This window comes from Pseudobutyrivibrio sp. YE44 (assembly GCF_900104335.1).
Classification (GTDB): domain Bacteria; phylum Bacillota; class Clostridia; order Lachnospirales; family Lachnospiraceae; genus Pseudobutyrivibrio.
The window spans coordinates 1-25,317 of record NZ_FMXT01000015.1 but is presented as its reverse complement, the minus strand read 5'-3'; the positions used below and the strand labels follow the sequence as shown (position 1 = coordinate 25,317).

The window sequence follows — 25,317 nt, the reverse complement described above, 5'->3', positions numbered from 1 at the left end:
TGGCCGACATGTTAGAAAGACTAAATGCAGTAAACGATGTGGCTATTACTTCAGTGTTTGATGATTCCTTTAAGACCTATGGAAATGTAATAAAAGATAAGGATTTTTCAGAGCTGATTCATTATATGGAAGAGCACACAGATATTCCTGAGAATGGAAATGTTTATGTGGCTTCTGATTCAGAAATGGAAAAGTATCCAGTGGTAAAGGACATAAAGGAAATCTTCTATGGAGATATGCCGATTCAGGTTGGCTATTGTAATGGAAGAAACACAACCTACAATGGCTTTGAGTATCACAAGGGCAGTGAAATAAACGTAGCAATCACAGACTTTATGTTGGTGCTAGGTCATACTTGGGAAATAGCTGAGGATAATACCTACAAGGTTGAAGATGCCAAGGTTTTCTTTGTACCAAAGGGAACGGCAATTGAAATGTTTCAAACAACCCTACATCTTTCACCGGTGAGAGTTAATGATGAAGGATTCAAAGGGATTGTAATATTACCAAGAGCTACCAATACTCCACTTGATAGGAAGCCAAAGGCTGAGAGTGGAGAGGAAAGACTTCTTCTTCAAAGAAACAAATGGGTGATAGCCCATCCAGAGAGAGAGCCCCTGATTAAGCAGGGGGCCTTTCCTGGGCTTCTAGGAGAGAACAAAGAACTTCACTATTAGGAAAAGGTTGGTAGTTGCTATGGAGATATGTTTATCAGGGCTTGATTTCAAATTAAAGAATGGCAAAGAAACCATTTTTGAAAGCAGCCAAACTCATCCCATGATATACGTTGGACAGGGCAAGGAAGACGTCCTGATGTATAGGGGAAATTTTAAAATTGAAGACTATGTAATAGAACGAAGACCTCTTTTCGTGACAGCTGCAAAGAAAAGAGATGATGGTGTGATGCTGGAGTTTGGTGAAGACCTAACAGTTAACATCGCTGTTGATGGGGATCTTGCAACAATAAGATTTAGCGAAAAGAGTGATAAGATTAACAGATTTTGGATTAGAGTAAAATCTAACGCCAATGAGCATGTATATGGCTGCGGAGAGCAGATGTCCTACTTCGATATGAAGGGACGACACTTCCCTCTTTGGACAGGGGAGCCTGGGGTAGGAAGAGATAAAACTACCTATATTACTTGGAAGGGTGATGTGGATGGAATGAGCGGTGGCGATTATTACAACACCAATTTCCCACAGACAACTTTTGTATCCAGCAGAAAATATTACATGCACGTTCAAAGTACAGCTTATGCAGACTTTGATTTTAGAAATGACAACTTCCACGAGCTTCAGCTTTGGGAGGTTCCGGAATATATCAGAGTGGAAGCTGCAGAGGATTATGTATCACTGCTTGAAAAGGAAACGGCTTTCCTGGGACGACAGATTGAACTTCCAGATTGGATTTACAACGGTTTGATTATCGGTGCTCAGGGCGGAAACGAAAGATCCTTTGATATATTAGAGCGTTCCCTTGAAAGTGGAATCAAGGTAGCTGGTCTTTGGTGCCAGGATTGGTGTGGTAAGAGAGTCACAAGCTTTGGAAAGAGACTTCAGTGGGATTGGCATTTCCATCAGGAGATGTATCCAAATCTTCCAGAGAAAATAAAAGACCTTCACAAGAGAGGAATTAAATATCTTGGATATATTAATCCATATTTGGTAAAAGACGGAATGCTTTTTAAGGAAGGTCTTGAAAAGGATGTTTTCGCAAAGAAAAGTGATGGCTCTGTGTATCTTGTAGATTTCGGTGAATTTGATTGCGGAGTGATAGACCTTACAAAGCCAGAGGCTTATGAGTGGTTTAAGGATGAGGTAATCAAAAAGTATTCAATCGATATAGGAATCGATGGCTGGATGGCAGACTTTGGAGAATATCTTCCAACAGATGATATTGTGCTTCACAGTGGAAAGCCTGCAATGATTGAGCACAATCATTGGCCAGCACTTTGGGCTAAATGTAACTACGATGCTGTCAAAGAAAGTGGCAAGCTTGGGGATGTAGTTTACTTTATGAGAGCTGGAGGAATCGGTTCACAGAAGTATTGCACTTTGCTTTGGGCTGGTGACCAGTCAGTAGATTTTACCAGACATGATGGTCTTTGTACTGTAATCTGCGCGGCACTTAGCGCAGGTATGAGTGGTGTTGGTATTACACACAGTGATATTGGTGGATACACATCCTTGTATGACAATTGTAGAACAAAGGAAGTGTTCCTTAGATGGGCAGAAATGGCAGCTTTTACACCTGTTATGAGAACCCACGAAGGAAATAGACCAGATACAAGCTTCCAGTATTACGACGATGAGGATTGTATGAAGCAGGTAGCAAGACTTACTGATATTTATACAATGATTTCGCCACTTATGAAAAAGCTTGTTAAGGAAAATGCTGATAAGGGTACACCGGTACAGCGACCATTGTTCATGCACTATCAAGGGGATGATAGATGCTTTACAGAACAATTTGAATACTTACTTGGCCCAGATGTACTTGTCGCTCCTGTATACGAAGGAGGAGTTACAGAGCGAGAGGTATTCCTACCTGAGGATGGCTTCATTCATCTTTGGACAGGAAAAGAATATAAGAAGGGCATCTGCACAGTAGAAGCAAAGTTTGGGGATACACCAGTCTTCTACAAGAAAAATTCAGAAGTAAGTAAGCTTTTTGAAGAAGTAAGAAGTACTTATGGAAATTAAAAAATGAAAATTTTTTAAAAATAATTAAAAACACAATGGGAGGGTTTTTAAATGAAGAAAAGATTTTTAAGCTTAGCACTTGCAACAATTATGTCTGCATCCATGTTAGTAGGATGTGGCGGCACAGAGTCAGCAGTATCAGAGGGGGCTGATACCATCGAGGCTGGCGCAGAGGAAGAGGTATCTAACGGTGGTGAAACCGTAAAGATTATCTGCGGCTATGGTGCTGGTGGAACAGCTGACCTTGTAGCACGTACATATGCTAAGACAGCAAATGGTCTTCAGAGTGATTACAACTTTGTAGTTGAAAACATGACTGGCGGTGACGGATTTGCAGCAGCAACCTTCTTTGCTGATGAAGATGCAAACACAAAGGACCTTTTAGTATTTGGTTATGGTCTTTGCTACAGACATGACCTTGGTAAGCAGTATGGAACAGAGGAAGTTGATTTCGACAGAACTGCTATGAAGCCTATCGGAACAGTTGATGACAGAACTTGGATTCTTTACACAACACCAGATCAGACACTTGAATCTATTCTTGCAAAGGCAAAGTCAGAAGGTATCAAGATGTCAGGTGGAAATCCACTTTCAGACTGTCACTTAGAGTTAGGTTCTCTTATAGCTCTTGAGGGCGGAAAGCTTACTGTTGTTTCTGGTTATGACGGAGGCGCTGAGCAGAAGCAGGGCCTTGTAAATGGCGAAGTTGATGTATTTGTTGGAACAACACAGGCAGCTAAGGATGAGGTTGAAGCTGGTACACTTATTCCAATCCTTGCATTCTCAGACAAGGCATTCGAAGGTTTCACAACTCCAGACGGTGCTATCACAGTTCCTACAATCGTTGGTGATGCAAAGGCTAAAGAGCTTGATGCTTCTATCGATTTCTCAAGCTGCATCCTTCCAGCAGGTGGAACACTTGCAGTTCACGCTGGTGCAGATGAGAAGTTCTACAATGATATGACAGATATCATGAAGAAGGTTTGGGAGTCAGAAGATTACTATGGATGGATTGAGTCAGTTATGCTTAACAACTTCCAGGTATATGGCGATGACGCTCAGAAGTTTATGGACGATGCTTGCTCAAAGGCAATCAAGGCATATGGAAATCTTAGCAAATAATAATTAGAAAAAATTGAGTGGAGCAATAAAATGCTCCACTCATATTAAAAAGAGAAGGAAACCGACATGAAATTTAAAATTAAAACCAATCTATGGTCAGGAATAATAATGGGGGGATTAAGCCTGATTCTGTTGCTTCTTATGCCATATCAGGTTAGAGTTCCAGCTTTTGATTCAGGTGCACCAAGCCCAAGAATCATTCCAGGTATTTGCCTGGTTATCATGCTTATTTTTTCAATAGTTCTTATAATTCAAAGCCTTGTGCTAAAAAAAGAAAAGATTGTGGAGTTTGATTGGCAGAAGGAGAAACCAGCAATTTTGCTTATCGGACTGCTTTGCCTCTATGTGGCACTTATTTTATTAATTGGATTTATTCCAGCGTCAGCTGTAACATTTGCACTTATTTTGGCTTATTGCGGTGAAAGAAAACCGTTTATCTATATTTTTATTTTGGCAGCATCAATAGGAATTTACTTCCTGTTTATGAAGGTATTTAACGTATCACTGCCTACAGGAATATTTTTCTAGAGAGGGACTGAATTATGGGAGATTTACAAATGATTTTACAGGCTACTGGTCAGGTGTTTACACCAACCAATATGCTTATGATTTTAGTTGGTCTTGTGATAGGAATGATTGTAGGTTGTATACCTGGACTTAGCGTAATGCTTGGTATCATTCTTATGTTGCCAATCACTTACACAATTGAAGATCCAGCAACAGCTATCATTCTTCTTTTGGCAGTATACGTTGGCGGTATGTACGGTGGCTCTATCAGTGCTATCACTTTGAATACACCTGGTACAAACTCAGCTATTGCTACAACCTTTGATGGATATCCACTTGCTAGAAAAGGTAAGGTTAAGAAGGCTCTTGATACTTCACTTTTCTCTTCTGTATTTGGTGGATTATTCTCAGCAGTATTGCTTTTGGTATGTGCTTCATTTATCACAAAGCTTGTAGCTAACTTTACATCTGTTGAGTACTTCTCAATGGGTATCCTTGGTATTTCACTTATTGCTGGTGTATCTGGAAACTCACTTCCAAAGAGTATTATCTCAGGTATGCTTGGTTTGTTTATGGCTTGTATCGGTATGGACGCAGTTACTGGTGTAACAAGATTCTCTCTTGGTACAAGCACTTTAAAGTACGGTATCGATTTACTTCCTGCATGTATTGCACTTATTGCTCTTACACAGGTTGTGCAGAAGCTTAGAGATTTCAAGCTTTCTGGTGGAAAACTTGACGATGCAAACAAGATTGACCGTGAAGGTCTTACAAGAACTGAAAGAAAAGGAATTATTCCTGCAGTACTTAGATCATCTGCAGTTGCATCTATCCTTGGCGCTATGCCTGGTGTAGGTGGTGGTGTTGCACAGTTCCTTTGCTATTCAGAGGCAAGACGTACCTCAAAGCACCCTGAGAATTTTGGTAAGGGTTCTCTTGAAGGTATTGCAGCAGCAGAGTCTTCTAACAATGCAGTAGTTGGTTCTGCCATGATTCCACTTTTGACACTTGGTATTCCTGGTGATGGTGTAACAGCACTTCTTCTTGGTGCTTTTGTCCTTCATGGAATTACCCCTGGCCCAACAATGTTTACAAAGCAGGGCGTGATGGCATACACAATCATCCTTGGTTGTCTTATTGCAAACATTCTTCTTTTCCCAATTGGTCTTGGTATGACAAGAACAGTTGCTAAGATTGTACAGGTTAGATACACATATCTTGCTCCACTTATTATCATGTTCTGTTTTGCTGGTTCATTTGCAGCAACAGGAAATACAAAAGAGCTTGTTATCTGTGCAGCAATTTTGATCTTCAGTTACTTACTTACAATACTTGATATTGATAACACACCATTGATGCTTGGTATGATTCTTGAAAGCATCATGGAGAAAAACTTTGTCACAGCATCTATGGCTTATGACAGAGATTACACAATATTCTTTAGACGTCCTATTTCACTTGTAATTTTAGGTCTTACAATTCTTCTTCTCGTGTCTCTTATGAAGATGAACAAGAAGATTGAAGCTCTCAATCAGGCAAATATTGAAGCTATTGAGGCTGAGCATGAGAAGCTTGATCAGGCAGAAAATGTGGACAGCATGGAAATGGGAGCATAACAAATTACAGATAAAGGATGACAAAAATGGGAATACAGGTAGTTTACGTTCCAATCGGTGTTGGAACATATCATATGGAAACAGCAGAGGATTTGTTTAACAGATCCGTAAATACGTTAAAGAAAATTTCAGAAGAGGTTGTTACTCCTGAAAAGGTACTTTTAACAGTTGATGAGGTAGCAAAATATCTTGATGGAAAGAATCCAGACCTTGTGATTTTACAAAATATCACTTTTGCTAATGCGGCTTATGCCAGCGAGGTTCTCAGAAGATTTAAGTGTCCAATCGTGCTTTGGACACTTAGAGAGCCAGTAATTGATGGAGGAAGACTTCGCAGCAACTCCCTTACAGGAGCATATTCTGCAGCCAACACAATTGCAGCCTTTAGAGGTGCAGGAAATTTTGAGTTTATGTTTGGCTCACCAGAAGAGGACCATGTGGTAACAGAGCTTAAGGCAGCAATTGATGCATGCTCAGTTTTGGTTTCTTTGAAATCCTTAAAGCTTTCTGCTATTGGACATACTCCACAGGGCTTTGGTTTTGGCAGAGCTTTGGATGCAGAAATTTTACAGAAGTTTGGCGTGACTCTAGAGGCTATTGAAGCTAGAGAACTAATTGATAAGGCAAAGGCATACACAGATGAAGAGTGCCAGGCAGACCTTGAAGAGGCAAAGTCTAAAGTTGTCGGTCTTGAGGCTATGCCAGAGAAAAATGTAAAGGATTTTGCAAGACTGTATAAGGCCTACAAAACCTATATTACAGAAGGTGGCATTGGTGCTGTTTCATCTAGATGCTGGCCAGATTTCTTTGTAAGCTTTGGAACTCCAGTGTGCATGGTTTTATCACTTCTAAATTCTATGGATGTTCCTGCAAGTTGTGAGGCTGATGTATATGGAGCACTTTCAATGTTTGTAGGTTCAAAGTTTACAGGACACTCTACCTTCTTTGGAGATCCGGTAGCAATGGATGAAAAAGAAGGAACAATAACCTATTGGCATTGTGGAATGGCATCATGTGATTTGGCTCGCTGTGACACAGGCGCTCAGGTTGGAGTTCATCCAAACAGAAAGATTGGTCCTGTTATGGACTTTGGTTGTGAAGCTTGCAAGGATGCTACAATTTTTAGAATCGGTCGCAAGCCAGATGGAACCTTTAGATTTATGATTGCAGAGGGAGAGGTTTTAGATAAACCAAAGCAGTTTAATGGTACATCCATTGTGGTTAAGACAGATTATCCTGCAGATAAGGTAGTAGAAGATACTATCAAAAATGGTTGGGAACCACACTACGTAGTAATTTATAAGAGAATAGGTAATGAATTGGAAAAATTGGCTCACATGCTTGATATTGAAATTGTGAAGTATTAAAATAACTAAGTTTTTATGGGATGGTTTGAGAAAGTTAGTGAATTAGCCACACTTAATCGTTTTCTGAATACTCAGACAATTCATAAATTTTTCACAATCTTCACACAACTTGAACATAAATATCAGTTAATATATACTCATCTCGAAAGAGATACAATTTTTTCATAACATTATTCTCCCTTTTGAAAGAGACGCTCCGCTGGCGTCTCTTTCGTATTTATAGGAGGTAAGAAAAAGGCCCTACACATTTGTGTAGGGCCTTTGTGTTTTAATTACTCAGCGTCTGTAGACTCTGTAGACTCTGTAGCATCCTCGTTTGTAGACTCAGAGTTTGATTCTTCGTTTCTAGCTGCCTCAGCCTTCTCAGACTTAATTGTGCCGTCGAAGGTGTAAGTAACCTTGTAAACGTAACCTGTCTCGTCATTTGAGATAACTGTTGTAACTACGGCGTTACCATTCTCGTCAGCCTCAGCCTTTGCTGAAACATCGTAGTTGGAATCAGCTGTTCCGTTCTCATCGATACCGATTGGTGCGTTATCGATGTAACCAGACTCGCTGTAATCTGTACCAACGTAGTTAGTCATCATTCTCTTGTGAGGTGTCTCGAAGTTGTCTGGCTCGTAGTAAATGATATCATTTGTGTCTGAGTATGTTACAGCCTCAGTACCAATTATCATACCTGTTTCTGTCTCGAACTTCTCAATCTTGTATTCTTCGCTGTCGATAAGAGCATTTCCATCTTCAACGCCCATAACAACTACTGGTACGAATCCGATAACACCCTCGATGTCTCTTGCACCGTTGTGCATATCAGTCTCAACCTTTGTAGCGAAGCCTTCTGTTGTCTTGTATACGATTACAACACATTCTTGATCACCGTCTCTAGAGATAACAGTAAGCTTCTCGTACTCAACTGATGCGTTCTCGATAGCTTCCTGGTTTTCCTCTGTAGCAACGATGTAATCACCTGATGGTGTGCTGATGATTGAAACTCCGTTTTCCTGTGCAGATGCAACAGCTGCCTCAACAGTGTTGTAATCTGTAGTATCCATAAGGTTTGATGCTGCAAAGATGTTTACGTCTACCATTGCGATGTAAGAAAGGTCAAGACCAAGCTCATCTGGATCGTATGTAGGCCATCCCATTCTTCCTTCGAAAACACCACATTTTACGAAGTGAAGAAGGAGCATGTCCTTATCCATTCCAAAAACTTTCTTTACATCAGCGTACTTTGCTGCATAGAAACCATAATCAAATTTCTTGTTGATGATCTCAAGCTGCTCATCTGTAAGTGTACCGTAGTTTACTTCATCAGGTGTTCTTGCCTGTCTGAAAGCTGATGCGTTTGATACAAATGAAACTGTACCAGCAGTTGCTGCAGACACAGCAAGTGTAAGTGCCAAAGCGATAACAATTTTCTTTTTCATTACATTACTCTCCTCGTATAAAAAATAGTTATATTTGTCTATTGGCGCCTACCTTAACTGCCGGTAAAAAGTCAAATAAAAAAAGCCATTGTCCCAAAAATCCTGGTAAATGGCTTTGATAAATTACGTGCATATTAAACTAGTGGTACTGCCTTTTCCTGAATTATGATATTGCCAATTCGTTACACATTATAACGCCTGAAAATAATATATGCAAGTAGAATTGTTATACAAAATAACGGAAGTGTATTTGCGGGATTTTTGTCTATTACGTATAGGAAAAATGGGGATTTTACCTCAGAATTAAGAGGTTGTAGGTTTGTAGAGTTTGCAAGTATATGCTAAAATATGTCAGTCGCTACTAATTTTTGCGGCGTTTTTACTATTTTTAACAAGGCGATAAAGCATGAATGATAAATATACCCTTGGGGCATTATCTCAAGGCAGAAATAACAATTTAAATCTTGTGAGATTGGTTGCATCCTTTATGGTTATGTACATGCATTCCCTGGCGCTGTCTATTGCAGCCCAGCAAAAGGATATAATGTACACCTTGACCTTTCACAAAGCGCTGTCTGGTCAGGTTGCAGTGGATATCTTCTTTATAATAAGTGGCTTTTTGATTTATCAAAGCTACGATAGGAGTAGGAATATTTGGAAATTTTTAAAGGCGAGATTCCTTAGAATATGGCCTCTTTTGGCACTGTTTATTTTGTCCACAGCTTTTATTATTGGACCCATGCTTACCACTCTTTCTAGAGAGGAATACTTCGCAGCAGGCCTTAAGGATTATCTTTTAAACCTTGTGTTTGCATCTTCTTATACAAGATTACCTGAGGTGTTCTTCACCCATATTGAGTTCAGTGTTAACGGAAGCATTTGGACCTTGCGATACGAAGTGATTTGCTATTTACTGGTGCTATTCTTCCTACCTATATTTAGCAGAAAGAAGAATTTGGTTGGTGTCTTTTTAGCCGCTTCCGCAGCAGTATACTTATACTTCACCTATGTATTTGTGGGAGACCACTTTTACATGCTTCCAACTTCTATTCTTGTAAATCTTGGTCGACTTACAATGCAGTTTGAAATGGGAATTTTGTTCTATCTCAATCGAAACGAAATCCCAATGAAGTTTAAATATTTCCTGATTGCTGTTGTTGGCTTGATAGCAGGAAGCTATTTCTTTGATTATGAAATCGTATTTGCCATCTTTGGTACATATATTGTATTGTATATTGGATTTTCAGATTGGAAGATTTCCCGCTGGTATGACAAGGTGGGAGACTTATCCTACGGTGTTTATGTGCTGTCATTTTTGGTGCAGCAGTTGGTTATTGAGTGGATTGGTGTAAGCCCAGATGGATATGCATATCTTCGTATGGATCCATATGTAAACCTTGCCATCTCCACTGTCATCGTTTTACCACTGGCATACATTAGCTGGCATTGTTTTGAAAAACAATTATTAAAATTGAAATAGGAATAGATTTAATGAAAGAAAAGATTTTAAAGAAGCTTGTTAATCGCGAGACTATGCTTTATACAATTTTTGGGGTGCTTACAAGCCTTCAAAATATAGCGATGTTTGCCATCTTGCTTAAGCTTGGAATGGCTTACAAAGTCGCAAACATAATCACTCTTATTACAGTAAAGCTTACAGCCTACTTGTGTAATAAAAACTTTGTTTTTAAAAGTCATTGTGCCAATCTGTGGGAGCTGACAAAAGAATTTGCCCGCTTCGTATTTTGGCGTGGCGCCACAATGCTGTTAGACTATTTCGGACTTATCTTTTTGGTGGAAATAGTGAAGATGCCAGAGCTTATTGGTAAGGTAATTATGACGGTATTTGTAATCGCAGTAAACTATGTCACTGGAAAGAGACATGTATTTAAAAATAAAGAAGTTCAAGAATAAAATAAGTTCAAAAATAAAATAGGTAATAAAAAATCTCCTAAGAAGAAATTCCTAGGAGATTTTTTTAAGTTTAATATGAAAACTTTAATAGAGCTTTTTCAAAACTGAGTCTGGTACTTCAAAATGCTGATAGTCCTTGGAGTTTTTCCAAGCACCTCCCCATTCAAAACCGTGGGCTGTGAAAAGCTTGTAGGCTAAGTCGTTTTCGTCAATTTTATGTGGAAAATCCTTGGTTCGGTCTACGTAGTCTGCTGCGTTGGCTGGCTCGATGCTAAGATTTCCATTTACAGTTTTGACGTATGGATTGTAAAGAGTGTTAATGTCCATAGCAAGTCCATAGCCGTGTTTTGAAATCTTTTTTGTATAGCTGATGAATCTAAAGTTGAAGCTTGAGGAATTGTTGTCAGCCATAGAGGCTTCATCCTCTGCATTATATTCATCTACAAGGCGAATCTTTTCTATAGGATACTGTGCTTCATAAAGGGCCTCGAAGATTTCCAGTAAGTCTTCTGCGATATACTTGTTGCAGATGATTTCACCTTCGTGGGTCTGTCCATCAAAACCTGTGTGAAGCACGTGGAGGTATCTTAAATCTGATACTGGAACGGTGCAATTATCCTTATAGGATTTACCTTTGATTTTTGTAAAAATCTCACTGTCTTCTGTGAATTCTATGCCGTAGAAATTCTTTGTGTCTTTAACCTTTGTGGTAGTCATAACTTTATCCTTTGTAGGGGTGGTATCTTTTTCTTGTGTGTTTGAGCCTTGCTGTGGGTTAGATTTTTCTTTAGTATCTAGCTTCTCTTGAGTATCTGTCCCTTCCTGGGGTTCTTTCTCTTTTGAGAGAGACTCATTCTTTTTAGATTGAGTATACCTCTTGTGTTTTTTTCCCTTACTGGTTGATTTTGAAGTAGCTCTTGAAGTTTCATTAGAACTATGATTGTTTGATGAAATAGAAATATCATGTTCTATTGAAGAAGAATTTTTCTGGTTTTTATCCATTGGATTTTTCGGTTTTTGTTGTGTGCTTTCATGCTGTTTGACAGCTGAATTAGATGCATCCTTATTGTGATGTCCACAAGTCGCCAGTGCTACTGTTAATAGGAAAAGTGGGAGTAGTTTAAACTTAATTTTTTTCATAACATTCCTTCGGAAATCTATTTTCCTCTTTTAATCAACTTTATAATCATCACAATAATAAGTGCCCAAAGTGCAAGATTTCCAAGTGTCCATAAAATTGTAATCCAATTAATATTAATCATTTCTAGTATCTCCTTAGCTGTAATCAAATATATTATTTTTATCGCGGCAAATCTCGGGAGGCCTTATTTTTCATTGACTGGTTGATAAAAAAGCCTTATTTTTCTCTTAATTTTATCGCGGTACCACCTGCCAGGCCGCATATAATGGCTTTCTATTGATAAAAAAATGGAAAAAACTTCAGCTTTTTATCAATGGTACCTCTGCAAACTCTCATGTTTTCGTTTAGCCGCGATAAAAAGTAACCCAATTTAGTGATATTTTATCAATGACAACCATGCAAACCCGCATACTTCCATCCAGCCGCGATAAATCTCCAAGATAAAAGCTCCTCAAGAGAGGAAATTCTAAGTAGAATAGCTCTCCCAGTAGAAAGGATTCTCAAAATAAGAAATTCCAGAGAGAAAAACCCTCAGTAAAAGAGATTCTCAAGAGAAGCATCCTCCAGAGAAACAACTCTCAGCAGAAGAATCTACATGCAGAGAAGGTCCTAGGAGTTTCAAAAACTAGTTGTGTAGCAAGAAAAATGGAAGATTTCCATAGAACAGCAGTAAGCTGTAAATCAATCCGACTAAGTAGGTGGATTGGTTTAGGATGGTTCTAATTCCAAAATCCTTGATGCTTGAAACAGTGGTGGTTTCGGTTTGAGGATCGAAGCCATTGTCTTTTATGAGACTTTCAAAAACAAATACAACAGCCAGTGCCAGGCAGAAAATAAGTGGCACGTAGTAGCGGGCCTGGGAGCCGCCGGTGTAGCCGTTGTTTATGAAGTTGCCGTAGGCCTTTTTCAACTGAAGCAGGAAGGTGATAAGAATTGAAAACCAGCCTGCAATAATTGGAAGAGTAAGGGCGCCTGCTGCCTTTTTAAACTTCTTTGTGAAAGCGAAGGCAGGGGCAATCCAAAGCAATTCCATAGGTAAGGTTGAAATAGCAAAAGGAGAGGTCTTCCTAAGTGCTAAATCCTGGGTAACAAGTCCTGCCCATGAAAGGAAGAAATTGTTGAAATAAACAAGAATGTATCCTAACAAGGTTGCAGGTGGGCGATCTTCTTCTGGAACAAAGAAGAAGGAATGCTCGAAGTAGCCCTGTGGAGCGATGACCTTCAGTGTTGGCTGAAGCACTCCGTATCTTTGGTAAATTACGATGATATATATAATAGGTAAGATGAAAAGAGGAGTGGTAAACCAAAACTCTTTTTTGAGAGATTTGGCAAAACTCTTTTCTTTTATTATTGTAACAACCAAAACAATGAGGGACATTACAACGCAAAGCATTGCTGCAGTCATCTTATTTAAAAAGCTGAAGGTGATGCCGCCGCTTATCATAAGATAGGTAGCAAAGTTTCTCTTCTCTTCGCAAAAACGAATTAGACCAAGAGCACAAAGGCTGGTGGTGAGAAGGGCAAGGGAATCGTTTGTGACGGCGCACATTTCCAAGCACATAATAGGAATACAGGTGGCTGAAGTGATATAAATCAAATGAAGCCAAGGCTTGGATTTATTAATGCGAGACCAGCCAATATATAATAGCATGGCAACGCCCAAAAGTGAAATGCCAAAGCTGAAATATCTAAGTCGCATTTTATCTACTTCAACTACATATTGCTCGATGTCGTTGAAGCCGCCAGCCGCACGCATGATTTGATAGTAAAGGGATGGGTGGCAAAGATAGTTAATCATTCCATAATTGTAGATGTAATAGTCGTCGATTCCTTCACCCAGACCGTTGATTGGAGCAGTGTTGAAAAGATGCATATCTTCGAAGTGAGGAATTAATTCATTTGTGGTATCCACATAATAAATGTAGCTTATGTGGGCAACTTCATCAGGGGATGAATCAGGAAGGTCGGTGGCATAAAAGATTCCTTGACCTGCTATATAAAGAAATCCAAGAATATACAGACCTGCGATGAAAATCTTACGACCTCGCTTGTGAATTGCTGCAACAAAAGAAAATCTCATTAGGGCGAGATATAAAAGCATCAAAATGATGGCGATAGTAGCTTTTAAGCTCATATATAATCCTTTCAGAAATAAGATTTGGTGACTTTCTGCTGTCAGTTAAGAAAGCAGCAGCTTCCTAAAATAATATAGAAACATTCAATTTACTAAAAACAGAAATCTACAATTTCATATTTTAAATTATAAATATATTCAGTGCAAGGATGAGGCACAGCCCAGGCACAATAGAAAACAAAACATTTACAGGTAACTGTAGGGTTGCTACTAATGTGCAAAGAAATTATAATAGGATGTAACTAACTGTGTAAAATTCAAAAAATCACAGAAGGTTATCGCAACTAAAAAATTAGAATAGGACGAATATGAGCGAAATAAAGCAATATAAAGAACCTACAAATAAAATCGAGAAAGGTCTTTTGTATCTTCAGCATTATGGCGTTAAGAAGACTTTGACAAAGACCATCAGAAAGGCTATGGGCCACGACCAGGAGCACTATAGCTATCGACAGTTTCTTAAGGAACATCCTACTACGGAGGCTGAGCTTGATAAGCAAAGGCATACCGTATTTACGAATAATCCAGTTATCAGTATCGTAATTCCTTTATACAACACACCAGAGAGATTTTTGGTGGAGCTGATTCAATCCTTTACAGCTCAGACCTATCCTCATTGGCAGCTTTGTCTTGGTGACGGCAGCCCAAAGGAAGGCTTGAAGGATATTATTTTAAAGGCAACAGGTGGCCAGTGGGATGAGCGAATTGTTTACAAGAAGCTGGAGGGCAACACAGGTATTGCAGGAAACACAAATGCTGCAATGGAGCTTGCTACAGGTGATTTTATTGGCTTTACCGATCATGATGATTTAATTACAGCTGATGCAATGTTTTATATTGCAAAGGCTATAAATGAAGATCCTACCATTGAGGCGATTTATTCTGATGAGGATAAAATCGATATGGATTCCAAGGAATATTTCCTGCCTCACTTCAAGTCAGATTTCAATATCGATTTGCTTTGTTCACACAATTACATTACACATCTTTTTGTGGCAAGAGCAGATTTGGTAAAGGAAAGCGGCGGAATCAAGTCTGAGTTTGATGGTGCCCAGGATCACGATTTTGATCTTCGAATCCTTGAGAAGTGCACCAATATTTATCATATCCCAAGAGTGCTTTATCACTGGCGTACACATCCTGCATCAACTGCAGATCATCCAGAGGCAAAGATGTATGCCTATGAAAATGGTCGCAGGGCAGTGGAGGAGCACTACAAGAGAATTGGTGTGCCAGCTCATGTGGAGCTTGATACTCATCTGGGATACTATCGCACAGTTTATGATTGGCCAGACACTCCACTTCTTTCAATTGTGATTCCAAACATGAATCACTGCAAGGATTTGCAGGATTGTATCGACAGCATTGCAGGTCGAAATACTTATAAAAATATTGAGTTTATCATTGTGGAGAACAACTCTACAGAGGCCAGACTCAAGGAGTATTATCATGAGGTGGAGCTTAGCGGTCCGCTTAACGCAAAGGTGGTGGATTACACAGCAGCTCATCCAGAGACAAAGGGCCAGTTTAATTTTTCAAAGCTAGTAAACTTTGGTGTGGAACATGCAAGTGGAGAATATATCCTCCTTCTTAACAACGACACTCGTATGATTAATGAAGATGCTATCAAGGAAATGATGGGCTTCATTAGACGTGAGGATGTTGGCGTTGTTGGTGCAAGACTATATTATGGAAACAACACTGTTCAGCACGCAGGACTTATCCTTGGGCTTGGCGGAGTTGCCAACTCTCAGTTCTTGATGAGTGGCAGAGAGCAGGTGGGATATTTCTACAGAAGCACCTGCGTTCAGGATTTATCTGCAGTGACAGGGGCATGTCTTCTTACAAAGAAGAGCCTTTGGCAGGAGGTAGGGGGCTTTGATGAAAAGCTTGCTGTTGCCTTCAACGATGTGGATTATTGTTTGAAGCTTAGAGTAAAGAATAAGCTTTGTGTTTATACTCCATTTTCAGAGTGGTATCATCTTGAATCTGTTAGCCGTGGCTTAGACCATCAGGACCCTGAGAAAAAGGCTCGCATGGATTCAGAGACAGAATACTTTATGAGTAAGTGGAAGGATGTATACGAAAAAGGGGATCCTTATTACAATCCAAACCTTTCCCTTACAAAATTTGATTATTCATTTGGTAGAGAGGAATAAAATGAAATTAATTATCCAAATCCCATGCTTTAACGAGGCTGATACACTTGAGATTGCTCTCAATGATTTGCCAAAGCACATTGATGGAATTGATGAAATAGAATATTTGATTATAAATGATGGAAGTAGCGACAACACTGTTGAGGTGGCTCGCAAGTGGGGCGTCAACTATGTGGTAAACTTCCGCAGAAACAAGGGCTTGGCATATGGCTTTATGGCAGGTCTTGATGCCTGCCTTAGAAACGGTGCAGACATTATCGTAAATACGGATGCAGATAACCAGTATGTGGCAGATGACATTGAGCTTTTGGTGAAGCCTATTTTAGAGGGCAAGTCTGACATTGTTATTGGAGAGCGTCCAATCGACAAGACAGAGCATTTTTCTCCTACTAAGAAAAAGCTTCAGCATTTTGGTAGCTGGGTGGTTCAGAAGGCCAGCAATTCCACAATCCCAGATGCACCATCAGGTTTTAGAGCATATTCTAGAGATGCTGCTATGCGTCTTAATGTTACAAACGACTACACTTACACTCTTGAGACAATCGTTCAGGCAGGGCGTAATAGAATTGCTCAGACTTCAGTGCCTATTCGCACCAACGGAGAGCTTAGACCATCACGACTTTTCAACAGCATGATGGGCTATGTAAAGAAGTCTATGGTGACAATCCTTAGAGCATATCTTATGTATCAGCCACTTAAGACTTTTAGTCTTTTTGCAATTCTTCCATCGGTGGTTGGAATTGGCGTTATCATCAGATTCTTGGTGTATTTCTTTACAGATGGTGGGGCAGGACATGTTCAGTCCCTTATCCTTGGTTGCACCCTTCTTTTGATGGGCTTTATTGCTATTATGATTGGTATGATGGGCGACCTTATGGCAAAGAACAGAAAGCTTCTTGAGGATATTGAATATCACACCAGAAAGCTTGATTATGACGGTGTTAAGCTTGCAGAACGTGAACTAGAAAATAAGTAGCAGTTCATATATAATTAAAGAAAAAGATTACCAAAAGAATGGGGTTGGTAATCTTGTAATTATTGGGGAGAATTCTTTTGTACAAGAAAAAGAAACGCTCGTGGGTCAAGCATCTTGATTTTATTTTAATTGATATGCTAGCTGCAGAGCTTGCTCTGTTTGTGGGTGTCTTCATTAGATACGACGGTGCTATTCTTTTTATTAGTCGATATGAAAACTATCCACTATACAGGAATCTTGGTATGATCCTGCCACTTATCGATTTGACATGTGTGCTTTTTACTGAGACCTACACGGGGATTTTACGACGAACTAAATATCAGGAATTAATGGCAACAATCTGGCATACCCTTGTAAACTTCCTTGGGATTTTGCTGTACATGTACGCTATGCGTATTTCATTTTTGTATTCACGACTTGCCCTTGGTATCTTTGGGTTGGCCATGATTGTTATTTCTTATTCTTTCAGATGTGGATGGAAACGAGTTATCCGCCGCAGAATGCTTTTGGATGTTAACAAGACATCCCTTATTGTGGTGGCTGAATCTTCCACAGTGGAAGCATGTCTTGCTGAAATTACAGGACCATATATGGAATTCAAGGTGAAGGGCGTGGCTGTTGTAGATAAAGATATGACAGGTCAGCGAATCCTTGGTGTTCCAGTGGTGGCTACGGCAGACACCTTGTTTGAATATCTTAGAACTAACGTAGTGGATGAGGTTTTCTTGGATGGCAACACAAGAACCAGCGAGGAATCCTTGGCAGGACGTTTAGTGGAGCAGGGGCTTACAGTTCATGTGTCCCTTATTCACACCGACAATCTTATGCCAAACAGAATAATGGAAACCTACGGCAGATACGTGGTGCTTACCACAAGTATGCATATTGCAAACAACCGTCAGGCCTTTGTGAAGAGAGTGATGGACATTCTCGGCTCAATTATTGGCTTAGTGTTTGCTTTGCTTGCCTTTATCATTTTTGCACCAATCATCAAGCTTCAGTCTAAGGGGCCTGTGTTCTTCACCCAGACTCGAATTGGTAAGAACGGAAGAAAGTTTAAATTCTATAAATTCCGAACCATGTACATAGATGCAGAGGAACGGAAGAAGGAATTGATGGAGCAAAACGAAATCCAGGGCAATATGTTTAAGATGGAAAATGACCCTCGGGTTATTCCTGTTGGTCATTTTATGAGAAAGTTTTCAATTGACGAATTGCCACAGTTTTGGAACGTGCTAAAGGGAGATATGTCCCTGGTTGGCACCAGACCACCTCTTGAGGATGAATATGAAAATTATGCTCTTCACCACAAGGCGCGTCTTTCTATTAAGCCAGGATTAACCGGCATGTGGCAAGTTAGTGGTAGAAGTGATATTAAGGATTTCGAGGACGTTGTTGCCTTGGATACTACCTATATTGCAAATTGGTCACTAGGACTTGATATTAGAATTCTATTTAAAACAGTAGCTGTTGTACTTGGCGGAAAGGGGTCTAAGTAATGGCGGGTGCTTATTTTTCCCTGATTGTATGGACAAGCGACACTAACATGGACCAGTTCAAGGACATGCTAGAGTCTATTGATGAACAGGATTATCGTGAATTCGAGCTTTATATTTTGGATGATAATCCTACAAATGCCATAGAGATTGTCATTAAAGAATTTTTCCCGGATATTGTGGACAAGGTTCATTATCGACGATTAAAGAAAAAAGCAGGGGGAGCCTATGCCTACAATGTGGGGGCCCATTTTGCAGAGGGCGACCATCTTGTTTTTGTGGGGCAGCACGACCGCCTTAGCGGTAAGACCTTAAGCAGCCTAAAGGAAAAAGTGGATGAGCTTTGTGGTCACGAAGAGGATGGAATCGTCAACGCCATGAAGGACACTCTAAATGACAACAGCTATCTTATCTACACAGATCATGATGAGCTTATAAATCTGGATAGACGAAATCCTCATTTTAAACCTGATTTTAATAAGGAAATATTTTTGCAAACAAACTATATTGGTGAGTTTGTTTGCATTTCAAAGGAACTGTATAAAAAGCTAGGGTCCTTTAATGAAAAGGCAAAGTGTGCCTATATATATGAATATATTTTAAGAGCCTGCTTTAAGAATCAGAGGATTGCCCATGTGCCAGGTCTTTTATATCACAAGCGAACAACAGACAAGCCTCTTAATAAGGAAGAGAGAGCACAGGCAAACTATTCTTGCAAGGAGCATTTGGCACTGGCCCTTTCCTATTTAAGACAAAGTGGTGTGCTGTGCGATGGCCGAGTGGATGCATCTTTAAAGAAATGGCACATTGATTATGACGACAGTAGCTTTAGACGCTTTGGTGGAGATTATAAATTTATTAAGGAAGAGAAGGTAACACTCTTCACAAGAAACAATGCTAAGAAAATGTATGGCTATCTTTGCCAGCCGGATGTTGCTGTGGTTGGTATAAGATTTTGGGGCAGGGGCTTTACCTATGACAATGCAGGCTACATTCTTTCACAGGATGGAACGGCCTATCCTGCCTTCCATGGTCAGAGAATTTTTGGTGATACCTATGAAGGATGGGGCAGCATGCCACGAGATGTTTTCACCGTGGATGGTGGCTGCTTCATGATTGATGCAAAGGTTTATAGAATGCTTAGGGGCTTTGATACCAGTCTTTCTGGTCAGGATGCTCTTACAGATTTTTGTATTCGCGCTAGAGCCAGAGGCTTTAGAACGGTTGTGATTCCAAATTGTATCGGAAGATACAAGCGACCTGGAGAAAGAACTTACGGAATAGTTTCTGCAGGCGAGGAGCCTACAGCATCACAGCTTCGTCTCATAGAAAAGCATGGTGAATTGTTTGCCAAGGGAGATGGTTTTTATAATAGTAATCTTCCTATGGGGATGGAAAATTATATCCTTCCAGGTATGGAAACAGGAGCTTTAGACATCCCTTCTAAAATAGAAACTTCAGGGAATTCCTTGTCTGAAGAAGCTGAATCTGAGCCTGTATCACAAATCTAAAATTTTATTAAAATATTACAGAAATGTTGTTCCATTCTTGACAATGGAAGTTGGCTTAGAGTAGACTTAATCAGAATGGTTACACTATAAGAATGGAGACATATTTTCAATGAGTAATTATGATGATTACGATTTCGACCGTCAGCGCAGAGCGCCTAGAAGAGCACCTTCTAACGGCCGCAGACCGGTTCGAGATGATGGTTATGGTTATGAAAGAAGTCGTCGTGGTTCTGAGTTAGATGTAGATTTTTACGAGGAAGATGACAGATATAATTTTGATTACGATTTAGAGGATGATGTAGATATGTACGATTACAGACCTTCTGGTGGAAGACGTCCAGCAGGCGGCAGACCAGCAGGTGGTAGACCAGCAGGTGCTAGACCTTCAGGTGGACAGCCAAGAAGACGTCCAGAGGGAAATCCTAATCGTGCAAGAAGTGCTAGCAGCAGAGGTCCAGCACCTCGCAATTCTCGCGATGCAGGCAGACGTCCTGCTCAGCAGCGTCCAGCACCTAGCCGCAAGGGCAAGCCTTCAAAGGCAGCTAAAAAGAAAAAGACACGTACAACAATCATTGTTGTTGAGGTTGTATTAATCTTAGTCTTACTTTTCGGTTTCTTCCTTTGGAGCAAGTTTGGCAAGGTTAATTGGGACAACATCAAGATGGAAGAGATTTCATCAAACGATTTGGATGAGGCAACAGAAGAGGTACTTAGCAACTACAAGACTATCGCACTTTTCGGTGTTGATAACCGTTCAAACGGAAATCTTGATAGCGGTAACTCAGATGCAATTATCCTTGTATCAATTAACAACGACACAAACGATGTAAAGATGCTTTCAGTTCAGCGTGATACTTATCTTCAGGTTGAAAAGGATGTATATAGAAAGTGTAATTACGCATACAATCACGGTGGTGTAGAGCAGGCACTTGAGATGCTTAACACCAACTTAGATATTAAGATTGATGGCTATGTTTCAGTAGACTTCTACGCACTTGCCAAAATCGTAGATGACCTTGGTGGTCTTGATCTTGAAATCACACAGAAGATGATTGATACAAACAATCCAGAGACAGGTCAGAACGCTCTTGCAGGATACATTGCTGAGGTAGAAAACGTCCTCAACTACTATCCAAAGGAGAAGGAAGGCTGGAAGATGAGCGATTGCTACTTCGACAAGCCAGGTACATATCACCTTAATGGTGCACAGGTTGTTGGTTTCTGTCGAAACAGATATGCTGTTAACAACGACTATGGTCGTGCAGAAAATCAGCGTATGGTTGTTAAGCTTATTGTTGAAAAGGCAAAGCATGCAAACGTATCTCAGTTGAACGATATTGCTGATGATGTATTCCCTAAGATTTCTACAAGCCTTTCACTTTCACAGTGCTTAGGAATGGCAAAGGACGTTGGAAAATACAACATGGCAGAGTCATCTGGTTTCCCATTCTCACTTAAGACAAAGACAATTAGCAAGAAGACAGGTAGTGTAGTTGTACCATGTACACTTACATCAAATGTTGTGAAGCTTCACAAGTTCTTATATGATCAGGATGATTATGATCCTACAGACGATGGCGTTGATGTTATCAGCGAGCACATCCAGTCTGAGACAGGCTTGAGCGAATCAAGTGCTGAGATAAATCAGGAAGTAGACTAATTGATAAATAATTAAATTGTTAAAATCGACGAGGATTGGCAATAAGGTCAGTCCTCGTTTTACTTTTTATTGATTTCGTAGTAAAATACTATGGCTTGCATAAATTTTTATTGATTATTGAAAGGATTAAATTTTATGTGTGGAATAGTTGGTTATGTAGGAAAGTCACAGGCAGCACCTATTTTGCTTGATGGACTTAGCAAACTTGAATACAGAGGTTATGATTCAGCTGGTATGGCTGTTTATGATGGAAATAAAATTGAGTTTGAAAAAGCAAAGGGACGTCTTCGTCTTCTTTCTGAAAAGACTCATGATGGAGAGAGCATGAAGGGTACAATCGGTATCGGTCATACTCGCTGGGCTACACATGGTGAGCCTAGTGAGGTAAACGCTCATCCACATCTTAATGAGGAAGAGACAATCGCTGTAGTTCACAATGGTATTATTGAGAACTATGCAAAGCTTAAGGATAAGCTTACAAAGCGTGGCTACAACTTTAAGTCTGAGACAGATACAGAGGTTGTTGCGCATCTTCTTGATTACTACTACAAGCAGGGAAATGATCCTCTTACATGCGTAACAAAGGTTATGCACCGTGTTGAGGGTGCTTATGCCCTTGGTATTATTTTTGCAGATTTCCCAGACGAGATATATTCAGTTCGTAAGGACAGCCCACTTATTGTTGGTATGGGCAAAGACGGAAATCTTATTGCTTCAGATGTTCCTGCAGTTCTTAAGTACACACGTCAGGTTTACTTCATTGAGAACGAGGAAATTGCAAAGCTTACAGAGTCTAGCATCGAGTTCTTCGATGTTGATGGACAGCCAATCGAGAAGGAATCAAAGACAATCGATTGGGATGTTGATGCAGCAGAAAAGGGTGGCTACGACCACTTCATGATTAAGGAAATTCACGAGGAGCCAAAGACTGTTCGCGATACTCTTAATCCTCGTATCAAGAATGACACTGTAGATATTGAAGAGCTTGGTATGACAGACGAGGAAATCAAGAACATTTCTCGTATTCGTATTGTAGCTTGTGGTTCAGCATATCACACAGGTGTTACAGCAAAGTATGTCTTCGAAGAGATGGCACGTATCCCAGTTGAGGTGGATATTGCATCTGAGTTCAGATATCGTAATCCTATCCTTCAGGACAATGAGCTTGTTATCGCTATCAGCCAGTCTGGCGAGACAGCAGATACAAAGGAAGCGGTTCGTATGGCTCGCGCAATGGGCAACATGACACTTGCTATCGTAAACGTAGTAGGTTCTTCTATTGCTCGTGAGGCAGAAAAGGTTATGTACACATGGGCAGGTCCTGAGATTTCAGTTGCCACCACAAAGGCATACTCAGCTCAGCTTATTGCTCTTTACCTTCTTGCTATGAAGTTTGCAGATGTTAGAGGACACCTTTCAGCTGAAGAGATGAAGGAACTTATCTGTGACCTTAAGAAGCTTCCAGAGCAGATTGAAATGCTTCTTGGAAACAAAGAGCGTATCCAGAAGTTTGCAAACAGATTTGTTGCAGCTAAGGATGTATTCTTCATTGGACGTGGCATTGATTATGCTATTTCTATGGAAGGTTCACTTAAGCTTAAGGAGATTTCATACATCCACTCTGAGGCATACGCAGCAGGCGAGCTTAAGCATGGTACAATCTCTCTTATTGAAGAGGGCACACTTGTAGCAGCAGTTGCAACACAGGAAAACATCTATCCAAAGACAGTTTCAAACGTGGTAGAGTGTAAGACTCGTGGTGCATTTATCCTTGCAGTTACAACAGTTGGACACGAGGACATCGAGGAAGTGGCAGACTACGTTATGTACATCCCACAGACCAACAAATACTTCACCAACTCACTTGCAATTATTCCATTGCAGTTGTTTGGTTACTATGTATCAGTTGGCAAGGGCTTCGACGTAGATCATCCAAGAAATTTGGCAAAATCAGTTACTGTTGAGTAAATCTTCACTTAGGCATCACATAACAGATTTACTATATAGCCACAATGAATTAACGGAGGCGATTTTATGAGTGATTTTTACAACAACGATCATAATGGCAATGGTTCAGACTTTACCGGCCAGCAGAACGCCGGTACTTATTCGTACAAAAAGGAAGATATCAATCAAGGGGAGTCTTACTATCAGTGGTCACCTTATGATGATGGCAATAGAGCAAGACAGAAAAAGCAACCATCTTTCGGAAAGAAGATTGGACGTGCTGCAATTATCGGACTTGTATTTGGTTTGATTGCAGGCTTAGCATTTGAGTCTGTAGTTATTGTTTCAGACCACCTTATCGGTTCAAACACAGCATCAGCTGTAGTTGAGACTAAAAAGGATGCTGAAAAAGAGGAAGGCAAGCTTTCTAAGACAGAAAACGCTGAGGTTAGCACCACAGCTACAAAGATTACAACAGACGTTTCAGAAATTGCAGACAGCGTTCTTCCTGCAGTGGTACAGGTTTCAAATGTAGGTATCAAGGAATACAAGACCTTCTTTGGAACAATGGAGCAGGAGACACAGTCAGCAGGTTCAGGTATCATCGTTTCACAAGATGAGGAATTCATCTACATCGCTACTAACAACCACGTTGTCAGCGGAGCAGAAACTCTTACAATTACCTTTAACGATGGTGAAGCTGTAGAGGGAACAATCAAGGGAACTGACTCTTCTTGTGACCTTGCAGTAGTAAGCGTAGCAGTTAAGGATATCAAGGAAGACACAATGTCAGCTATCAAGGTAGCTACACTTGGTGATTCAGATGCTACAGTTGTTGGTGAGCCAGCAATCGTTATCGGAAACGCAATGGGTTATGGTATCTCGGTTACAAACGGTATCATCTCTGCAAAGGACCGTGAGGTTACTCTTCAGGATGATGATGGCAACGTAGTTACAAACTCACTTCTTCAGACAAATGCAGCAGTTAACCCTGGTAACTCAGGTGGTGCTCTTTTAAATGCAAAGGGTGAGGTTATCGGAGTTGTATCTGCAAAGCTTGTTGATACAACAGCAGAAGGTATGGGATATGCTATTCCTATCTCTTATGCATGGTCTATCATCCAGCAGATGATCGACAACGATGTAGTTTCTGAGCTTGATGCATCATACATTGGTATTGCAGGTAAGGATATCACAGCAGAGATGTCTGAGCAGTACAACGTGCCAGTTGGTGTATACGTTGCACAGGTAGTTGAAGGCTCAGGTGCAGACCAGGCCGGTATCAAGGTAGAGGACGTTATCACAAGCTTCAACGGACGTAAAGTTACAAACGTCAACACACTTAACAACATCATGAAGTACATTCCTGCTGGAACCACTGTAGACATTACAGTTGCCCGCGCAGACAACAACTACGAGGAAGAGACCCTTCAGGTAACACTTACTCGTAAAGCCGATAAAGTACAATAAAACACAACAAAACCGACACACAAAAGCTCCTAGCGTGGACTCCTGCCACCTAGGAGCTTTTTCACACTTTCGGATTCCCTGTCCCCATCGATACTTGCGGCTGACACCCCTGCTCCACTACATGTTTATAGTATTCCCTGCCTCGGCCCCTCCCGGCTCAGTCCTCT

Annotated in this window: 18 protein-coding genes; 15 read left to right on the top strand and 3 right to left on the bottom strand. The window is 40.3% G+C overall.

The window, feature by feature from the left end:
• Positions 1-8 precede the first annotated feature (8 nt).
• From BLR54_RS13565 to BLR54_RS13540, 6 genes are all read left to right on the top strand, one after another.
• Entirely contained in the window at positions 9-677 is a 669-nt protein-coding gene (locus BLR54_RS13565; RefSeq protein WP_090421979.1) for a DUF4867 family protein, read from the top strand.
• 19 nt (positions 678-696) lie between these two features.
• Positions 697-2,703, top strand: coding sequence for an alpha-glucosidase (locus tag BLR54_RS13560; RefSeq protein WP_090422020.1), 2,007 nt, complete (start codon positions 697-699; stop codon positions 2,701-2,703).
• 51 nt (positions 2,704-2,754) lie between these two features.
• The gene (locus BLR54_RS13555; RefSeq protein ID WP_090421977.1) at positions 2,755-3,825 is read left to right on the top strand and encodes a type 2 periplasmic-binding domain-containing protein; all 1,071 of its coding nucleotides are present in this window, start codon (positions 2,755-2,757) and stop codon (positions 3,823-3,825) included.
• A gap of 66 nt (positions 3,826-3,891) precedes the next feature.
• Positions 3,892-4,353 carry a tripartite tricarboxylate transporter TctB family protein gene (locus BLR54_RS13550; RefSeq protein WP_090421976.1) on the top strand — a complete coding sequence of 154 codons (462 nt, stop codon included), beginning with the start codon at positions 3,892-3,894 and terminating at the stop codon, positions 4,351-4,353.
• A gap of 14 nt (positions 4,354-4,367) precedes the next feature.
• On the top strand, positions 4,368-5,948 hold the full coding sequence (locus tag BLR54_RS13545) for a tripartite tricarboxylate transporter permease (protein ID WP_090421974.1): 1,581 nt from the start codon (positions 4,368-4,370) through the stop codon (positions 5,946-5,948).
• A gap of 26 nt (positions 5,949-5,974) precedes the next feature.
• Positions 5,975-7,315 (top strand): fucose isomerase, encoded by a 1,341-nt coding sequence (locus BLR54_RS13540; RefSeq protein WP_090421972.1) that lies wholly within the window; start codon positions 5,975-5,977, stop codon positions 7,313-7,315.
• Positions 7,316-7,587: 272 nt separating this feature from the next.
• On the opposite strand, the gene BLR54_RS13535 is transcribed toward BLR54_RS13540, so the two are convergent.
• On the bottom strand, positions 7,588-8,742 hold the full coding sequence (locus tag BLR54_RS13535; protein ID WP_090421970.1) for a hypothetical protein: 1,155 nt from the start codon (positions 8,740-8,742) through the stop codon (positions 7,588-7,590).
• 406 nt (positions 8,743-9,148) lie between these two features.
• Here BLR54_RS13535 and BLR54_RS13530 point away from each other — a divergent pair, with 406 nt between their 5' ends.
• Both BLR54_RS13530 and BLR54_RS13525 read left to right on the top strand, forming a co-directional pair.
• A complete protein-coding gene (locus tag BLR54_RS13530; RefSeq protein ID WP_090421968.1) occupies positions 9,149-10,222 on the top strand; it encodes an acyltransferase family protein in 1,074 nt (357 codons plus the stop codon).
• An 11-nt stretch (positions 10,223-10,233) separates the two neighbouring features.
• Positions 10,234-10,656 (top strand): GtrA family protein, encoded by a 423-nt coding sequence (locus BLR54_RS13525; RefSeq protein ID WP_090421966.1) that lies wholly within the window; start codon positions 10,234-10,236, stop codon positions 10,654-10,656.
• A gap of 84 nt (positions 10,657-10,740) precedes the next feature.
• On the opposite strand, the gene BLR54_RS15125 is transcribed toward BLR54_RS13525, so the two are convergent.
• Positions 10,741-11,796 carry a M15 family metallopeptidase gene (locus BLR54_RS15125; protein ID WP_242871257.1) on the bottom strand — a complete coding sequence of 352 codons (1,056 nt, stop codon included), beginning with the start codon at positions 11,794-11,796 and terminating at the stop codon, positions 10,741-10,743.
• 626 nt (positions 11,797-12,422) lie between these two features.
• Entirely contained in the window at positions 12,423-13,931 is a 1,509-nt protein-coding gene (locus BLR54_RS13515; RefSeq protein WP_090421964.1) for a hypothetical protein, read from the bottom strand.
• A gap of 308 nt (positions 13,932-14,239) precedes the next feature.
• On the opposite strand from BLR54_RS13515, the gene BLR54_RS13510 reads away from it, so the two are divergent.
• The 7 genes from BLR54_RS13510 to BLR54_RS13480 all read left to right on the top strand — a co-directional run bounded on the left by BLR54_RS13510 (position 14,240) and on the right by BLR54_RS13480 (position 25,150).
• Positions 14,240-16,090 (top strand): glycosyltransferase family 2 protein, encoded by a 1,851-nt coding sequence (locus BLR54_RS13510; protein ID WP_090421962.1) that lies wholly within the window; start codon positions 14,240-14,242, stop codon positions 16,088-16,090.
• Between the two features lies 1 nt (position 16,091).
• Positions 16,092-17,066, top strand: a complete 975-nt coding sequence (locus BLR54_RS13505) for a glycosyltransferase family 2 protein (RefSeq protein ID WP_090421960.1) — start codon at positions 16,092-16,094, stop codon at positions 17,064-17,066.
• A gap of 77 nt (positions 17,067-17,143) precedes the next feature.
• Positions 17,144-18,565, top strand: a complete 1,422-nt coding sequence (locus tag BLR54_RS13500; RefSeq protein ID WP_090421958.1) for a sugar transferase — start codon at positions 17,144-17,146, stop codon at positions 18,563-18,565.
• Positions 18,565-20,073, top strand: a complete 1,509-nt coding sequence (locus BLR54_RS13495) for a glycosyltransferase family 2 protein (protein WP_090421956.1) — start codon at positions 18,565-18,567, stop codon at positions 20,071-20,073. Before BLR54_RS13500 ends, BLR54_RS13495 begins: the two co-directional genes overlap by 1 nt.
• A gap of 109 nt (positions 20,074-20,182) precedes the next feature.
• Positions 20,183-21,733: an LCP family protein gene (locus BLR54_RS13490; RefSeq protein ID WP_090421954.1), complete on the top strand. Its 1,551-nt coding sequence runs from the start codon at positions 20,183-20,185 to the stop codon at positions 21,731-21,733.
• Between the two features lie 135 nt (positions 21,734-21,868).
• A complete protein-coding gene (gene glmS, locus BLR54_RS13485; RefSeq protein ID WP_090421952.1) occupies positions 21,869-23,701 on the top strand; it encodes a glutamine--fructose-6-phosphate transaminase (isomerizing) in 1,833 nt (610 codons plus the stop codon).
• A gap of 66 nt (positions 23,702-23,767) precedes the next feature.
• Entirely contained in the window at positions 23,768-25,150 is a 1,383-nt protein-coding gene (locus BLR54_RS13480; RefSeq protein WP_090421949.1) for a S1C family serine protease, read from the top strand.
• Positions 25,151-25,317 lie beyond the last annotated feature (167 nt).

What these genes read in the sequence shown, in the direction of transcription:
- BLR54_RS13565 (WP_090421979.1), top strand. Translation starts at nt 9, where the DNA reads ATGTTAGAAAGACTAAATGCAGTAAACGATGTGGCTATTACTTCAGTG.
- BLR54_RS13560 (WP_090422020.1), top strand. Translation starts at nt 697, where the DNA reads ATGGAGATATGTTTATCAGGGCTTGATTTCAAATTAAAGAATGGCAAA.
- BLR54_RS13555 (WP_090421977.1), top strand. Translation starts at nt 2,755, where the DNA reads ATGAAGAAAAGATTTTTAAGCTTAGCACTTGCAACAATTATGTCTGCA.
- BLR54_RS13550 (WP_090421976.1), top strand. Translation starts at nt 3,892, where the DNA reads ATGAAATTTAAAATTAAAACCAATCTATGGTCAGGAATAATAATGGGG.
- BLR54_RS13545 (WP_090421974.1), top strand. Translation starts at nt 4,368, where the DNA reads ATGGGAGATTTACAAATGATTTTACAGGCTACTGGTCAGGTGTTTACA.
- BLR54_RS13540 (WP_090421972.1), top strand. Translation starts at nt 5,975, where the DNA reads ATGGGAATACAGGTAGTTTACGTTCCAATCGGTGTTGGAACATATCAT.
- BLR54_RS13535 (WP_090421970.1), bottom strand. Translation starts at nt 8,742, where the DNA reads ATGAAAAAGAAAATTGTTATCGCTTTGGCACTTACACTTGCTGTGTCT.
- BLR54_RS13530 (WP_090421968.1), top strand. Translation starts at nt 9,149, where the DNA reads ATGAATGATAAATATACCCTTGGGGCATTATCTCAAGGCAGAAATAAC.
- BLR54_RS13525 (WP_090421966.1), top strand. Translation starts at nt 10,234, where the DNA reads ATGAAAGAAAAGATTTTAAAGAAGCTTGTTAATCGCGAGACTATGCTT.
- BLR54_RS15125 (WP_242871257.1), bottom strand. Translation starts at nt 11,796, where the DNA reads ATGAAAAAAATTAAGTTTAAACTACTCCCACTTTTCCTATTAACAGTA.
- BLR54_RS13515 (WP_090421964.1), bottom strand. Translation starts at nt 13,931, where the DNA reads ATGAGCTTAAAAGCTACTATCGCCATCATTTTGATGCTTTTATATCTC.
- BLR54_RS13510 (WP_090421962.1), top strand. Translation starts at nt 14,240, where the DNA reads ATGAGCGAAATAAAGCAATATAAAGAACCTACAAATAAAATCGAGAAA.
- BLR54_RS13505 (WP_090421960.1), top strand. Translation starts at nt 16,092, where the DNA reads ATGAAATTAATTATCCAAATCCCATGCTTTAACGAGGCTGATACACTT.
- BLR54_RS13495 (WP_090421956.1), top strand. Translation starts at nt 18,565, where the DNA reads ATGGCGGGTGCTTATTTTTCCCTGATTGTATGGACAAGCGACACTAAC.
- BLR54_RS13490 (WP_090421954.1), top strand. Translation starts at nt 20,183, where the DNA reads ATGAGTAATTATGATGATTACGATTTCGACCGTCAGCGCAGAGCGCCT.
- glmS (WP_090421952.1), top strand. Translation starts at nt 21,869, where the DNA reads ATGTGTGGAATAGTTGGTTATGTAGGAAAGTCACAGGCAGCACCTATT.
- BLR54_RS13480 (WP_090421949.1), top strand. Translation starts at nt 23,768, where the DNA reads ATGAGTGATTTTTACAACAACGATCATAATGGCAATGGTTCAGACTTT.